Below are 15,038 nucleotides of genomic sequence, written 5' to 3'. Positions count from 1 at the left end.
TCCACTAATGCGAAATAGCCGTCCTGTATGGGTCCTTTCATCCTAACGCAAAATTAGAAAAATTCGTCTCGCTTCACAACTTTTGGCCTTGATCCGTAATCCATGCAATTGCTACAAAATGTAGCAAAAACAAAAAAGGAGATCATTTCTGATCTCCTTTCTGTCGGGGCGGCAGGATTCGAACCTGCGACCTCCTGCTCCCAAAGCAGGCGCGATACCGGGCTACGCTACGCCCCGAACCCGTTAAACATCTCGCTTTGTTGCCATCGCTTTCGATGTTTGGGATTGCAAAGGTAGATGATTTTTTGATATATCCAAAAATGATTCAAAAAAAATATCAGATTTTTTAAAATAACTTTCGGACGTGGTCAGTGACATGCATCCCCGGAAAGAGGAAATGCGCATCTGCACTGGAGAAATGAAGAATACTATGAGCCTTGCGAAACTTTTATGGCTGGGCAGCCTGATGCTCGCCCTGCAATCCTACGGACAAACAAAAAAACTGCCGCTGGTAAGAGAACAGCTGTTCGACGACAACTGGCGGTTCAAAAAAGATAGTCTGACCGGAGCGGAACAGCCTGACTTTCCCGACGCCGGCTGGCGGACCTTGCACCTTCCGCATGACTGGGCGATAGAAGATCTTCCTGGCCAAAACGATAGCACCATCATCGGCCCTTTTTATAAATACAGTCCGGCAAAAGAACATGGCGCCTATGTCGTAGGTGGCACGGCCTGGTACCGCAAGCCATTCACTTTACCTGCCCTTCCGGCAGGACAAACCGTTGCCATCCGCTTTGACGGCGTATACATGGACAGCGACGTCTGGATCAATGGACACCACCTGGGGAACCACCCCTATGGTTATACGCCTTTCACCTACGACCTGACGCCTTACCTGGCTACTCCCGGACAAAAGAACGTCCTGGCCGTCCGGGTAAAAAATGAAGGACTTAACTCCCGCTGGTATACCGGGGCAGGTATCTACCGGCACGTACACCTGGTCATGGCCCCTCCCGTACACCTGATAAAAGACGGCATCTTCATCACCACTCAGGAAGCCGGCAAACAAAAAGCGGTGATACAGATAGCCACTGCAGTGACGGGCAGCGTGACAGGTGCCGCTCAACGCCTGCTGCAGATCCGGCTGAAAGATAGTACCGGCCAGGTGGTTGCATATGCATCTCAGCCGGTTAACATTGCCCCGGGCGATACAACTACGGTCATCAGGCAACTCACTGTGAACAACCCGGCCTTATGGTCGCCGGGAAGGCCCTACCTCTATACCACGGAGATCCGACTAATGGATACCCTTAATGTAAAGAACACTGCCACCGCAGACCGGCTTGAGATCAAAACAGGTATCCGGCAGATCAGGATCAATGCCACCAGGGGGCTGACCATCAATGGTGAGAAGGTTCTGCTGAAAGGCGGTTGCCTTCATCATGACAACGGCCTGTTAGGTGCGGCGGCCTTTGACCGGGCAGAAGAAAGGAAAGTGGAATTGATGAAGGCTTACGGATTCAACGCCATCCGCACCAGCCATAATCCCCCTTCTGAAAAATTCCTGGAGACCTGCGACAAACTCGGCATACTGGTCATCGACGAGGCTTTTGATATGTGGGAAGACCAGAAGCAGCCGCAGGACTACCACCGTTTCTTTAAAGCATGGTGGCAGCGCGATCTGCAAAGCATGATACTGCGCGACAGGAACCATCCGAGCGTCATTATGTGGAGCATTGGCAATGAAATACCTGAACGGGCGGATAGTGCAGGACTTGCGATCACCCGGCAGATGGTGAAGGCAATACACCATATGGATAGCACCCGGGCTATTACAGCTGCCGAGAATGATTTCTGGGAAAGACCGTATAAATGGACGGCTACAGATGCCTCATTCGCCCTGCTGGACGTTGCAGGATATAATTACCAGTGGCGTAGTTATGCTATAGACGAAAGACGTGTGCCCGGTCGTGTGATGTTCGGATCGGAAACCTTCCCGGCAGATCTGTATCATGCCTGGAACCAGGTGCAGGGACTCCCCTTTGTAATCGGCGACTTCGTCTGGACGGCTATGGACTACCTGGGAGAAGCGGGTATAGGACACAGCACCTATACCGGCAACGGCACAGGAAGACGCACCCATCCATGGTTCAATGCATGGTGTGGCGATATAGACCTTATTGGCAATAAGAAACCTCAATCTTATTTCCGGGATGTGGTATGGGGCAGAAGCATGGTGGAAATGCTGGTACATACCCCCATCCCCGAAGGAACGAAAGAAAAAGTAAGCCGCTGGGGATGGCCGGATGAAGTACCTTCCTGGACATGGCCGGGCATGAACGGTAAAAATATGCAGGTACGGGTCTTTACAAGAGGAGAGAAAGTCGAGCTCGTATTGAACGACTACCGGGTGGCGACAAAAACCGTATCAGACAGTACACCACTTACGGTGACATTCAATATTCCATATACCCCAGGCGTGCTGACGGCCTTTGTATACGACAGCAAAGGCAATGAGATCGGCGTCAAAACGCTGGCGCTGGCTAATCCTCCGCAGGCCATCAAATTAACGGCCGACCGTACACAAATTACTGCAGACGCAAATGAACTTGTGTACGTGAATGTGGATATTGTGGATAACCTGGGAAGGATTGTTCCTGATGCCAATTTACCGTTAAAGATCAGCGTCAGCGGACAAGCCACCCTGGCAGCTGCAGGTAGTGCCTGTCCGGACTGTCCGGCAAGTTTCCAACAACCGGCGCTGACCACCTTCAGAGGACGCGGATTAGCCATTTTAAGAGCCAATGGGCGGTCAGGCAATATAACACTCCAGATCGAAGGGCAGGGGCTTAAAACGGCTAAAATTGACATCCGGGCAAAATAAGCCTGCTTGTTCTCTCCGTCTTCTCTGCTTCTTCTCTGCTTGTTCTCTCACTGTACTCTCCCCTTCCCTCATCCTATCTTGACATAGTTAGATTGGGATTTCCCGATATGTTTAGATAATTTTGCACCCTTAAATACGAATAATGGAAGCTACTATGACAACCCGCCGGTATTGGTCACTGATACTTATATTGGGAACAATGACGGCACTGGGGCCATTTTCAATCGATATGTACCTTTCCGGCTACCAGGCTATTGCGATAGACTTGCACACGACGACAGCCAGGATCGGACTTTCCCTTGCCAGCTATTTCATCGGCATATCTGCCGGACAATTGCTATATGGTCCACTTCTGGACCGCTTTGGCAGAAAAAAACCGCTTTACGCAGGCCTGGTCGTTTACATCCTGGCTTCTGCCGGTTGTATCGTGGCGAAATCACTGGATTTCTTTGTGGCGGTACGTTTCATCCAGGCTATCGGTAGCTGTGCCGCTGCAGTAGCCTCTGTTGCCATGGTACGTGACTTCTTCCCTATAAAAGACAGTGCAAAAGTATTTGCCCTGCTTATGCTGGTAGTGAGTGCGTCTCCGATGCTGGCACCGACTATCGGCGGTTATATCACAGCGGCCTGGGGCTGGCAGATCATATTTGTTGTACTGGGTCTTATGGGATTTTTCCTGATGCTGACTTGTATTTTCTTTCTGCCGGAAAGCCATCAGCCGGATACCTCCATGTCACTGAAACCAGCTCCGATTATTAATGGCTTCTGGGCAGTTATGCGGGAGCCACAGTTTTACACTTATGCGTTGACGGGAGCACTTGCCTTCTCCGGATTATTCGTATATGTGTCTTCCTCCCCGGTCGTATTCATGGACATCTTCCATGTATCTGAAAAGCATTTCGGCTGGATCTTCGCAGGCTTGTCAGTCGGACTTATTGGCTCCAGCCAATTGAACAGTCTGACCTTACGTTATTTCCGCAGTGAGCAAATTATCCGTGTAGCCCTGCTGGGACAAACACTCGTAGGCGTTGCGCTCTGTTTTGGAACCTATATGGGATGGCTGGGATTAGGCTCCACCATTTTCATACTGTTCCTTTTCCTGAGTTGTCTCGGATTTGTTTATCCGAATGCTACTGCACTTAGTATTGCACCTTTTAAAAAGAATGCGGGAAGTGCGGCTGCACTGATGGGCGCTCTGCAGATGGGCATTGGCGGACTTGCCTCTACCATCAGCAGCTTGTTTGATATGACCACCGCTGTACCTATGACCGTTATTATGGCGGCTACAGCTGTGCTATCACTTACGATGTTACTCATAGGACGTACACGCATCACGAATCCTGTTTTGCTGCAGGAAGCTGGTGAGGCTGCGGTCATTCACTAAAAGATGCTATCTTGCAGTCAGCCATATATCCTATGAAAAAGACTTTCTTATTTCTGCTTGCCCTTCTGAGCTTTCAATGCAACAGGCATTCTGCCAATAAGAACTTCGATCTGAAGATCAATGTAGATATTGGTAACTACAAGTATACACGTCATCCTATCACGGAAGCAGAGTTCCATGTGTTGAAGACGAATATCACGAAGACATGGCCTCAGCAGATATTAGCCACCAGCAGAAGTACGACGGGAAGCGATCATGAAGCAACACCGGTGTTGCAATCAAAGTATTCCGCAGAAGAATATATCCGCATCGCTAATGATATGGAAACCTTCAAAAAAACGCTCCTTGCTCCCGGTCAATACCTGAAAACAACTGCGGCTTCACCGGAAATAGCCGTGCTGGAATATAACAAGGTCTTTGCGCCATTATCTGATGAATGCATCGCCGAACCTGTGAACTATAGTGATCTGATCACAACCGCCATGCAGGGTATTCTGGCCGACAATAATATCAAACTGGAGGTCTGTTATGGTTTCAAACAGACCTCCACCTTTGAAACCAAGTATACGATCTACGCCAAACTGGATCACACACTGCATACGGTTACGTTCTCCAATACCAAAGGGTGCACTCCCGACAACACCGCCATTTACCTCTTACTGAATAAAGTACTGATGAGCACTGATATAAAAGAGCGGCTGGTCAGATACAGCGATCATAACAGCCTGATATTTGTGCAGCCGGCCAGGTATGAAAGACTGACAAGAAGACTTGCACAACCCTGATAACGCCGGACCTACTGCAGCCAGATGAATGTAAAATTTTATACATTCACGTTATAAACACGTTAGAAAAAGATGACCATGTCAATAACCGGAACCCCAGTCGCCCTGCTCTATCAGGCGCAGCAGCCACCTGCCAGGAATGGCATCCTCAAGCCTATGAAACCCGGAGGCTATTCAGACAGTGGTGCAGACATTGCCTATGCGCTACGTGAAAAACAAGTGCTGGTAAGTACACCTGTGACCCATCCGCAATTGGCTATCGACCTGGATTGGGTATTCCCCGACACGGAAGCGGGTATACTGCATGCCCTGGCTAAAGGGGCACAGGTATTGTGGCTGAATACGATCTTATACAATGGGCATCCTGTGGAAGCGTTTCTGAAAAAAGGCATTGCCGCAGTAGGGCAACTGCCCCGTAATACAGACCTGTACGATGATAAGTGGATCACCAATAAACTGCTGCAAAAAAACAATCTCCCTATTCCACCGGCCGTTCTGATCAGCAAAGACAACATGTACGATTACCAGCTGCCCTTTTCCTTTCCGGTAGTGGCTAAACCCATACGTGGCAGGGGAAGTGAGGGTGTACGTGTTGCTGATACCCAGGAAGAACTGGACGCAATACTAGGAGAGATGCTGGCGGTAGAAAACTACGGCAGCGCCGTTTATGTAGAAAAATTCCTGCAAGGACAGGAAGTGACAGTTACGGTGATGCCACCAGGTAAATATGAGTTCAATGGCCTATGCCAGGAAAAGATCAACTACTGGAGCCTGCCGGCCGTAGAACGTTTTAATCACCAGGACGGCGTAGCCCCCTACAACGGAAGTGTTGCAGTTGTCCATAACAGCAGGGTGCTGGACGATGCACAACTGCAATCACAAAAGGTCATTGCTCTCTGTAAACAGTGCGAATCTGCTGCGGCGTTAGTAGGTGCAAAAGCTCCTGTGAGAATAGATTGCCGGCAGGATGAGCAGGGGAATTACTTCATCTTCGATCTGAATATGAAACCTAATATGACCGGCGCCGCCCGCCCGCACAGACAGGATCAGGACAGCTTATCGGCATTGGCGGCACGGAAAATAGGCTGGACCTTTCCAGATCTGCTGGTGAACATGCTGCGACAGCAATGGCGTTTGTAACACACCTGCCAGCGCAGCAGCTATGATGTTTACATGTTATCTACACGGAGACTATCTGATCTTCAGCTTTTCCAGCATTTCTCCGGTAAAGGCATCAGAGGAAGCACCGTAACCCGTTACCAGTATACCTTTGATACCATTAGTAGATTCAATGGCATATACGGCTGCTTCATCTGAGGGATCAGTATTGCCTTCATAACGATACACGTCTACAATGCTGAAATCACTTACGCCTATCTTATTTCCCTCATTTACCAGGTAATTTCCTTCCAGGTTAAAATCAACGGTAAATCCCTGCCGTTTCAGGGAATTAATGGCATTGGAGACGGTGTCATAATGGTGTTCCATATCTGTTATTTTGAATGATAGAAATATAATTATTTATAGCCCGCCGGGCTTTTCTTCCATATTGCCTGCATCTTCAACAGCTTAATCAGATAGATGATCAGTAAAACAAGTTCCACTCTGAAAGAAGCGATATAACTACCGGTGCCGAACATGGTATACAAACCTACAAACAGGCAGACCAGAATACCTATCGCCGCGTCAACCAGGCCTACTTCGATCGCCCATTCCTTTTCAAGCAATAAGCCATAAGCCACCACTCCTTTTAAGAGGAACAACACGACTACTGCCAACATAATGAAAGAACGTTTGTCTGAGCTTTCCAATCCATACAAGGACACATGATAGTCGTTCTCCAACAGGAACATCATCGGGTACATTGCCAGCGCAGCTATTCCCGTGAATAAAAAGAGATAACTGAATATCTTCAACCACCAGGTCAACAGTGTTCTTCTTCTCGGCAACAATAGTTCCTCCAGATCATCCAGCTTGTCTGCTATAATAGATTTATCTTCCATATGCGCAGGTATTAAGGGTTAGTCCAGACAAATATACGAACTACCGCTGCAGCCTCCCGCAAAAAAAGGACCGTTCCTGGAGAGAAACGGCCATTAACAATCAAGCTCCACTGTATGAATAAAAGGAAGGATATACTTTGAAATTAATATCGCAGCGCATCACATTCCATGTTAGCATTCCATAGTCGATAGACGAATAGTTCATAGTAAATCACCGGTTCGTATTCCTGGCTGGTTAACTATGTCTGATTGGGCTGATGTTCATTTCCAAGCGTTATCTTCTATGAACTATTGCCTATCGTCTACAGATTGCTCACTTTCCTTATAAGCTGCTGACTGATTGCTGTCGCACCCTGTCAATACACACGTTCATCCTCTTTACCTATGAGTATCCTGTCCGTTGATCCCTGTCTTTTACTGTTTGTTGATTTCTCTACAAAACTACCCTCATAGCACCTGAATGTCAATTGCCTAATCACCTGTTCTGTTGTACTTTTTATGGAGAACGCTATAATGTATGTCTTTTCACAATACCCAGTTTCTTCATCTTTGAAGCCAGTGTAGAAGGCGGCAGATTCAGTAATTCCGCCGCTCCACCCGGACCGGATATTTTGTGATTACACTTCTTCAGTACAGTAAGTATATGTTCTCTTTCTAATTCTACAATTGTCTTAATATCTTTTTCAGCACTCACCACGACCGTTTCTTTCTTGGCAGATGTAGGCAGCGATACTTCTTTGATCGTGCTTTCGCGCGCCAGCAGCACGCTTCTCTCTATCAGGTTTTGCAATTCACGCACATTGCCCGGCCAGCTGTAGTCCATCAGTTGCTTCAATACTACCGGTGTTACATCTTCTACCATCTTTCCTGTAGCAACAGCATATAAACGGATGAAATGGGAGATGAGTAATGGGATGTCTTCACGGCGTTCGCGCAGGGCTGACAGCATAATAGGGAATACGTGCAACCTGTAATACAGATCGAGGCGGAAACGTCCTTCAGCGATCTCTTTTTCCAGGTTACGGTTAGTAGCGGCAATGATACGTACATTCACTTTCAGCGGTCCGTTACCACCAATCCTTTCAATTTCCTTTTCCTGCAATACACGCAATAGTTTCACCTGCAGGTCTGCCGGCATGTCGCCTATTTCATCCAGGAAAATAGTACCGCCATCTGCCCTTTCAAACTTCCCGATCCTCTTCTCTAATGCACCTGTAAAGGCGCCTTTCTCATGACCGAACAGCTCTGATTCTATCAGGTGCGTGGGCAGGGCAGCACAGTTCACTTTCACGAATGGCTTTGCTTTGCGGGGCGACAGCTTATGGATACAATTTGCCACACCTTCCTTACCGGTACCGGTTTCTCCCAATATCAGCACAGAAGTATCCAGCGGAGCTACCTGGCGGATCAGCTCAAACACACGTAACATAGGATTGCTTTGCCCGATAATGCCTTCAAAGTTGGGAATAGACGGCAGATTGTTATGCTGTGCCTCTATCACTTTATCTGGCAGGAAAACGGGCAGACGTGAAGGCTCGGCCTGCTGTTCATTATCTGGCTGTATTTTTAGGGCGCGATGATGCTCGTAACGGTAGCGGGCAATATCCAGTGTCACCAACAGATCTTTCTCCCTGAACGGTTTCACAATAAAACCGTAGGGCTGGGTTACTTTTGCAGCCTCCAGCACCTGGCGGTTGCAATTGGCAGAGAGGTATACAAAAGGGATGTTTACTTTATTCAGCTCAACGGCCAGATCTATACCAGTCTGGTCTCCCTTCAGATAGATATCCAGCAATACAAGGTCTGGCCTTTCCGTTTCTATGATCTCCAATGCCCGGTGTACAGAACGAGCCACGCCTGAGACCTTATAGCCAGCACGCTCCAGCGTCAACCGTATATCGCCCGCAACAATCAGCTCGTCTTCTACGATCATAATTTTTTCTTCCATACTAAGCAGTTTTGTTTACTAATTTCAGTAAGCCGGGAACCTTTTCCCTGGTGTGTTGTGGTTTAAATATCATAACGACGGTTACTCCATCCTTATTCTTAACAGATAGCTTTCCCTCCAGTTGCTCGCTCAATGTTTCCATGAGAACGATGCCCATGGAAGCATGTCTTCTTATTTCAAAATCTGCCGGTAGTCCTTTCCCGTTGTCTTTCACTACCAGCAGGACATTATTATCTGCGCTATGGTGCAGGTTAACTGTTATGGTTCCTTCACTACCGGCCGGGAATGCGTATTTGAATGAATTGGTGATAGCCTCATTCAGGATCAGTCCGATGGGAACTGCCTGACAAACCTCCAGGTAAACATTTGCTATTTGCAAATCAAAAGAAATCTGCTGTAATCCGGCAAAGCTATCTTTAAAATATGCAACAAGTTCCCTGATATATATATCCATATCAACTACCGCCGTACTTCCGGACAGGTACAATTTCTGATGAATGAGAGAAATAGCCTGCATCCGGTGCCGGCTTTCCTGGATGGCAGCCAGCGCATTTTCATCGTCCAGGTGAGCCGCCTGCGCGTTCAGCAGTCGCATGATGATCTGCAGGTTATCCCTCACCCGGTGATGGATCTCTTTTACAAGCCACTCTTTCTCTGCCACCAGTTTTCGTTGTGTACAGAGTAGTACATGCAGGGATTTATGCTGCTCATGAATCTCATGCTGCTGCAACTGCAATTGCCGGTTGACGTTTTGTTTCAGCTGATAACGGTTATAACCCAGTATCAGCAATACCACCAGCATCAATGTCCCTCCTATGATCACATTTCCTTCCAGGCGGGCCCGCTGCAGATCGCTCTTTTGCAGGAGTCCCTGACGGGTCAGTATTTGTATGCGCTGCTCTTTCAGCAGCAGGTCCTGATCCTTCTTTTCAATATCATATTGCATCTGGAGCTGTACGATTTCCCTTGTTTTTTCTTCCCCATAGAGGGAGTCCTGCAGTAATTTATATTGCTGATAATAGACAATCGCATCAGGATAATTTCCCAGGGCAGAATCTGCCCGGAAAAGATACCGGTAGTCATTTAGCAGCTCCCTGGCATATCCTCCTTTTTTACAATAGCGCTCATAAAGCTGACCATACCATTTCACATTATTATAATCCTTTATTGCCAGGAAATAGTTGATTACAGCATTATATATTTGATCCTGCATATAATGGTCAGGGCCGAATGCTTTGGATAAACAATGCAATCTTTTCACCTGAACATACGCCTCTTCATAGCGCCCCAGACTGACATAACCGGCGGCCAATCCTGCACATAGGGTGATCCTGTCTTCGTCGGAACTGATCTTGTACCGTTGCTGCATATCCTTCAGTATGTAGATCGCCTCTTCCGGCCTTCCCAGTTGTTGCAGCGTATTGGCTACATTGGGAAGCAGGGTAAGAATGGATGTGGTATCGTTCCACTTTTTCGCTACACCCAATGATTTCTTAAAATATGTCAGCGCCTGTGCATAATCTGCCAGGTGATAGAAGGTAAGTCCCAGCCGATTGTAAATCGTGCAAAGCATCAGTGTCGTATCCTGCTGCTTTTCTGCAGTTCTTACCGCCAGGAAACCATTCTTCAATGCAATTTTATAATCACCCATCTGGCTATTCACATTTCCCAGCAGGTCATAAATACCCTGCAATGCGGGATACTGGATTTCCTTGTAAATGGTCAGGGCCTCTTCCAACGTCGACAATGCCGGCAGCAGTACTCCCTGGTGATTATAGCAGTCGCCCAGTATCTGTAATGCCATTGCCTGCTTAAGCGGATTGGCAGCCATCTTATACAACGGAACGGCCCTTTCATAACAGGCAATTTTCTGCGTCAGCCCCTCCTCCGAATAGGTATCATACCCTCTACCAAGTTCCATCCAGGCATCTCCGATGCCTTCGGGAATGGGATACTGTACCTGCTGCCTGGAAGAAAGCGACTGGATCGAGCTCATTTGCGCAACTGCTACAGTGGGGCATGAACACAATATCACAAAATAGAGCCGCAATACCCATGTACAGCAAGCGCTAATATGATCCCCATTTTTTTCAGGCATAATTCGTGATTTCCTCCTTAAATTCCAGCGGTCCGGTAAAAGCTTGTTTTTCCCGGTATTTAAAGTTGACAGTAATTATTACACCGTTATGGCGCTGTATGTTCAATGTTCCCTCCAATTGTTCACTTAAAGTATTAATCAGTGTCATTCCCATTGACTTTTTACGGGGCACTCCATCCTCCGTCTGGAAACCATTGCCGTTGTCTGCAACAACAAGTGTCAGCTGTTGATCGCCTGTCTGCTGCAGGGAAACGAGGATAGTACCATTGCCTGTAAAAGCATATTTAATAGCATTGGTAATCGCTTCATTCAGGATCAGTCCTACGGGTACTGCCTGCGATACGTCCAGCTTTACAGGAGCGATCTGCAGGTTGAAACTGATCGTGTTCATGCCGGTGAATCCGTCTTTGAGGTATATCACCAGCTCATGGATGTAGGCATGCATGTCTATCAGCGCCATATTCTCCGACTGGTACAGCCTCTGATGGATCAATGAGATAGCCTGCATCCGGTACCTGCTTTCCCTGATGGCATTCAGGGCATCTTTATCGTCCAGGAAGGCGGCCTGTGTATTCAACAGGCTCATAACGATCTGGAGGTTATTCTTCACCCGGTGATGGATCTCTTTCAGCAGCCATTCCTTTTCCTCCAGCAGTTTATCCTGGGTGCTGATCAGCTCCTGCAGGGACAGGTTCTGCTGATAAATTTCCTCCTGCTGCTGTTTCATCTGTTTGTTGCTGCGCAATTTCAGCTGGTACCGGTTATATCCCAGCAAGAGCAATAGCAGCAACATACCCGCTCCGCCAATGATCACGTTCCTGATAAACCTGGCGCTTTGCAGCCTTGCTTCCTGTAGCTGTGCTTCGCGCGTCAGCAGTTCGATGTTCTGTTGTTTTAGTTTCAGCGTCTGATCCTTCTGTTCCGTTTTAAACTGGACCTCCAACTGGTTCAGTTGATGGTGTTTTATGATATTAAATAAGGAATCATGTAACGCTTTATATAACTGGTAATGCCGGATGGCATCCTCGTAACGCCCCATGGCAGAATCAGCCTTAAACCAGGTAGCATAACTCCGGGCAAGCACCTCCAGCCGGCCATCCCTTTCTGCGGCTGCCGCTAATGCAGCAGCATATCGCCGAACGGCCTCGTATTGTTTTTTATGCTGATAATACCTGATCAATCCTGTATATATGGTTATGCTATCTGTCACTTCGTTTTCCATCTCTGTAAAGGATGCATGGCGGGTAGCTGCCCTTGACAGGGCAATATCATTCCCGGCATCTGACACCTTATTTAAAAGCTGTTGCAGCTTTACTTCTGATGGAAATAGCTTGTTCAGTGCCATGCACTGTAACAGACAGCCCATCATGCAATAGGAAAGCAACAGTAGCCTATTCATAAGTTAATTATTTTAATACGTCTCTCCTACGACCTATGTTTGCTGTTGTTAGTGCTAATTCTTCTTGTTCTATATCGGAACGGCTAGCTGGCATTATATTTTAAAGATTGGCTTGATTGCTTGAGGGACAGGAAAAATACAACTTTTTTTACGTCCAGGCAATGTCTGACATGACTCTCTTATCCGATTTGTTGTTTAAATGACACTATTACCGATACTCCTTCGTCCTCCTGGATGCTAATAGTACCCTCCAGTTGTTCTGCCAGTGTTTCCATCAGACGGGTGCCCATAGAGCCTTGTGTAAACACATCAAATCCCGGCGGAAATCCCTGTCCGTTATCAGAAACACTGAGTATTAACTGATCCTCCGGTTGACGAAGCAAAGATATAATAACAGTCCCCTGCCCGTTCTTATTAAACGCATACTTAATAGCATTTGTAAGGGCTTCGTTGAGTATCAGTCCGACCGGTACTGCCTGGGATACGTCCAGTTGTACTGGTGTAATCTGCAGATCAAAATAAATCCGCTGTACCTCCTCAAAATTATCTTTCAGGTAACCAATCAACTCACGGATATAGGTTGGCATATCTATCAATGCCATATTTTCCGACTGATATAATTTCTGATGGATCAGGGAAATAGCCTGCATCCGGTGTTTGCTTTCACTAATGGCCTTCACAGCGTCTGCATCGTGCAGGTAGGCCACCTGGGTATTCAGCAGGCTCATAACAATCTGAAGGTTATTCTTTACCCGGTGGTGGATCTCTTTGACCAGCCATTCTTTTTCCTCCAGCAGTTTGTCCTGCGTGGTGATCAGGCGCTGCAGAGCAAGGTTCTGTTGATAGATCTCATCCTGTTTCTGCTGCAGCTGTTTATTGTTCTGCTGTTTCATCAGGTAGCGGTTGAAACCAAGCACCAGCAACAGCAATAGCATAAAGGCACCGGTGATGATCACATTGCGCGTAAGCCTGGCCTGGTTCAGTGCTGACTGTTGTAATTGCCCCTGCCGGGTCAGCAGTTCAATATTCTGTTGTTGCAGTCGGATATCTTTGTCCTTTTTATCGATGTCAAACTGCACCTGTAACCTGGCAATCTGACCTGCCTTTGCTACATGAAATATTGAATCATTCATGATCTTATACTCCTGGTAATGTTTGATAGCGGCAGGGTAATTCTTTAATGCGGAATCTGCCTGAAACCAGCGTAAATAGTTCTGGGATAGCACATTGACCAATCCTATATTTTTACATACGTTATCCTGGAGTGAACAATAGTAGGAGGCCTCAATGTATTGCCGGGTGGCGAGGTAGTATTGGACCAATGCTTCATAGATCATGGTCTGATAATAATTATATGCTGACATCTGTCGCGAGAGGCTTTGCAACTGCGGAATAAAGGCCTTTGCCTTATCATACTGATGCATTGCCGAGTAACATTTCACCATATTGGCAGAGATCCAGAGGCGATCTTTAAAGATGGGTTGCCGGTATATTTCAACGATTTTATTCAATAATGCGAGCGCCGCTTCCGGTTGTCCGGTTTTGAGATAGGTGCCAACAATATTAGTGCTTACCATCAGGAAAGAAACAGTGTCTTTATAGCGATTGGCAATTTTCAGTGCCTTGCGCAGGCTCTCCTGTGCATGTGTATAATCGCCCAGCTGATAATAAGTAATACCCAGCCTGTTGTAAATAGTACAGAGCTGCAGGCTGCTGTCATGCTGTTCTTCCGCCGTTTTTACCGCCATCAGCCCATAGGTCATTCCCAGGCTATAGTCGCCGGTACCTGTGGCAATAATCCCCAGCAGATCATACACACCTTGCAGGTCCTTTCTTCCTGTTTCCTTATACAGTGCGAGCGATTTATTTAAAAGGACCAGTGCCTCTTTGAATTTCCCCCAACAATGGTAGCAATCGCCGGTCATTTTCAGGGCATAGGCCTCCTTTTTCTTATCACCGGTTCTGTGGTACAGCTCTCCCGCCTGCTCATACAAGCGGATTTTCTCTTTCAGTTGTGATTCTTCATCAATTGAATAACAGTCGCCGTATTCCATTAATACATCACCCAGATCGCCCGGGAGGTCGGCAGGCTCTAAGATGGTCCGTGCTTTCAGGAGGGCCGTTTTCCCTTCATCAAACATTCTCTTTTCCCGGTAAGCTTTGGCGTAATAATAATAGCACCTGGCCTCCCAGCGAGGGTCTTTCACACGATAATTGATCCGGGCGGCTTGTCCTATATATAATAGTCCGCTGTCCAGATCAGCGGTATTTTCACCTTTCTTACCCACGTAAACATCGGCAAGCTGTAATAATATGTTGATCTTTTGTGTATCGGCATTGGCGTTCAACAGCTTATGCTGTAATATAGGGACAGAGGTATCAGGCTGGCCCATACACGATAGTATGCCCCAAAGCATCATAAGGAAGACCAGCGCTAGCCTATACATAAGTTAAATAGTTTTTGTCCCTGCAGCTGTAGGCCGATACAATAATCCGATATTGTTTTTAATAATTCTTTCTATTCGATAATATGTACA

Annotated in this window: 10 protein-coding genes and 1 tRNA gene; 4 read left to right on the top strand and 7 right to left on the bottom strand. The window is 47.1% G+C overall.

What is annotated here, in order from left to right; translation table 11 throughout:
• Window positions 1–163 precede the first annotated feature (163 nt).
• A tRNA-Pro gene (locus tag CLV42_RS30880) sits at window positions 164–237 on the bottom strand.
• A gap of 193 nt (window positions 238–430) precedes the next feature.
• On the opposite strand from CLV42_RS30880, the gene CLV42_RS30875 reads away from it, so the two are divergent.
• The 4 genes from CLV42_RS30875 (at window position 431) to CLV42_RS30860 (ending at window position 6,193) form a co-directional block, all read left to right on the top strand.
• Window positions 431–2,884 (top strand): glycoside hydrolase family 2 TIM barrel-domain containing protein, encoded by a 2,454-nt coding sequence (locus CLV42_RS30875; RefSeq protein WP_170117716.1) that lies wholly within the window; start codon window positions 431–433, stop codon window positions 2,882–2,884.
• Window positions 2,885–3,026: 142 nt separating this feature from the next.
• Window positions 3,027–4,268: a multidrug effflux MFS transporter gene (locus CLV42_RS30870; protein WP_245901778.1), complete on the top strand. Its 1,242-nt coding sequence runs from the start codon at window positions 3,027–3,029 to the stop codon at window positions 4,266–4,268.
• A 32-nt stretch (window positions 4,269–4,300) separates the two neighbouring features.
• Window positions 4,301–5,053: a hypothetical protein gene (locus CLV42_RS30865; RefSeq protein ID WP_106605795.1), complete on the top strand. Its 753-nt coding sequence runs from the start codon at window positions 4,301–4,303 to the stop codon at window positions 5,051–5,053.
• A 78-nt stretch (window positions 5,054–5,131) separates the two neighbouring features.
• Entirely contained in the window at window positions 5,132–6,193 is a 1,062-nt protein-coding gene (locus tag CLV42_RS30860; protein WP_106605805.1) for an ATP-grasp domain-containing protein, read from the top strand.
• A 51-nt stretch (window positions 6,194–6,244) separates the two neighbouring features.
• On the opposite strand, the gene CLV42_RS30855 is transcribed toward CLV42_RS30860, so the two are convergent.
• The 6 genes from CLV42_RS30855 to CLV42_RS30830 all read right to left on the bottom strand — a co-directional run bounded on the left by CLV42_RS30855 (window position 6,245) and on the right by CLV42_RS30830 (window position 14,948).
• Window positions 6,245–6,541, bottom strand: coding sequence for a hypothetical protein (locus tag CLV42_RS30855; RefSeq protein WP_106605794.1), 297 nt, complete (start codon window positions 6,539–6,541; stop codon window positions 6,245–6,247).
• A 29-nt stretch (window positions 6,542–6,570) separates the two neighbouring features.
• Window positions 6,571–7,056 (bottom strand): hypothetical protein, encoded by a 486-nt coding sequence (locus CLV42_RS30850; protein WP_106605793.1) that lies wholly within the window; start codon window positions 7,054–7,056, stop codon window positions 6,571–6,573.
• 508 nt (window positions 7,057–7,564) lie between these two features.
• On the bottom strand, window positions 7,565–9,004 hold the full coding sequence (locus tag CLV42_RS30845; protein WP_106605792.1) for a sigma-54-dependent transcriptional regulator: 1,440 nt from the start codon (window positions 9,002–9,004) through the stop codon (window positions 7,565–7,567).
• A gap of 1 nt (window position 9,005) precedes the next feature.
• The gene (locus tag CLV42_RS30840; protein ID WP_170117715.1) at window positions 9,006–11,000 is read right to left on the bottom strand and encodes a tetratricopeptide repeat-containing sensor histidine kinase; all 1,995 of its coding nucleotides are present in this window, start codon (window positions 10,998–11,000) and stop codon (window positions 9,006–9,008) included.
• A 94-nt stretch (window positions 11,001–11,094) separates the two neighbouring features.
• Window positions 11,095–12,501: a sensor histidine kinase gene (locus tag CLV42_RS30835; protein ID WP_106605790.1), complete on the bottom strand. Its 1,407-nt coding sequence runs from the start codon at window positions 12,499–12,501 to the stop codon at window positions 11,095–11,097.
• 179 nt (window positions 12,502–12,680) lie between these two features.
• A complete protein-coding gene (locus tag CLV42_RS30830; protein WP_106605789.1) occupies window positions 12,681–14,948 on the bottom strand; it encodes a tetratricopeptide repeat-containing sensor histidine kinase in 2,268 nt (755 codons plus the stop codon).
• Window positions 14,949–15,038: the final 90 nt, after the last annotated feature.

The sequence above is a fragment of the Chitinophaga ginsengisoli genome, assembly GCF_003014595.1.
GTDB classification, from domain to species: Bacteria; Bacteroidota; Bacteroidia; order Chitinophagales; family Chitinophagaceae; genus Chitinophaga; species Chitinophaga ginsengisoli.
The sequence above is the reverse complement of the archived record's forward strand: the minus strand, read 5'-3'. Positions and strand labels throughout refer to the sequence as shown.

Bases quoted from the DNA above. Each gene is read 5' to 3' on its own strand.
- CLV42_RS30875 (WP_170117716.1), top strand. From the start codon at position 431: ATGAGCCTTGCGAAACTTTTATGGCTGGGCAGCCTGATGCTCGCCCTG.
- CLV42_RS30870 (WP_245901778.1), top strand. From the start codon at position 3,027: ATGGAAGCTACTATGACAACCCGCCGGTATTGGTCACTGATACTTATA.
- CLV42_RS30865 (WP_106605795.1), top strand. From the start codon at position 4,301: ATGAAAAAGACTTTCTTATTTCTGCTTGCCCTTCTGAGCTTTCAATGC.
- CLV42_RS30860 (WP_106605805.1), top strand. From the start codon at position 5,132: ATGTCAATAACCGGAACCCCAGTCGCCCTGCTCTATCAGGCGCAGCAG.
- CLV42_RS30855 (WP_106605794.1), bottom strand. From the start codon at position 6,541: ATGGAACACCATTATGACACCGTCTCCAATGCCATTAATTCCCTGAAA.
- CLV42_RS30850 (WP_106605793.1), bottom strand. From the start codon at position 7,056: ATGGAAGATAAATCTATTATAGCAGACAAGCTGGATGATCTGGAGGAA.
- CLV42_RS30845 (WP_106605792.1), bottom strand. From the start codon at position 9,004: ATGGAAGAAAAAATTATGATCGTAGAAGACGAGCTGATTGTTGCGGGC.
- CLV42_RS30840 (WP_170117715.1), bottom strand. From the start codon at position 11,000: ATGAGCTCGATCCAGTCGCTTTCTTCCAGGCAGCAGGTACAGTATCCC.
- CLV42_RS30835 (WP_106605790.1), bottom strand. From the start codon at position 12,501: ATGAATAGGCTACTGTTGCTTTCCTATTGCATGATGGGCTGTCTGTTA.
- CLV42_RS30830 (WP_106605789.1), bottom strand. From the start codon at position 14,948: ATGTATAGGCTAGCGCTGGTCTTCCTTATGATGCTTTGGGGCATACTA.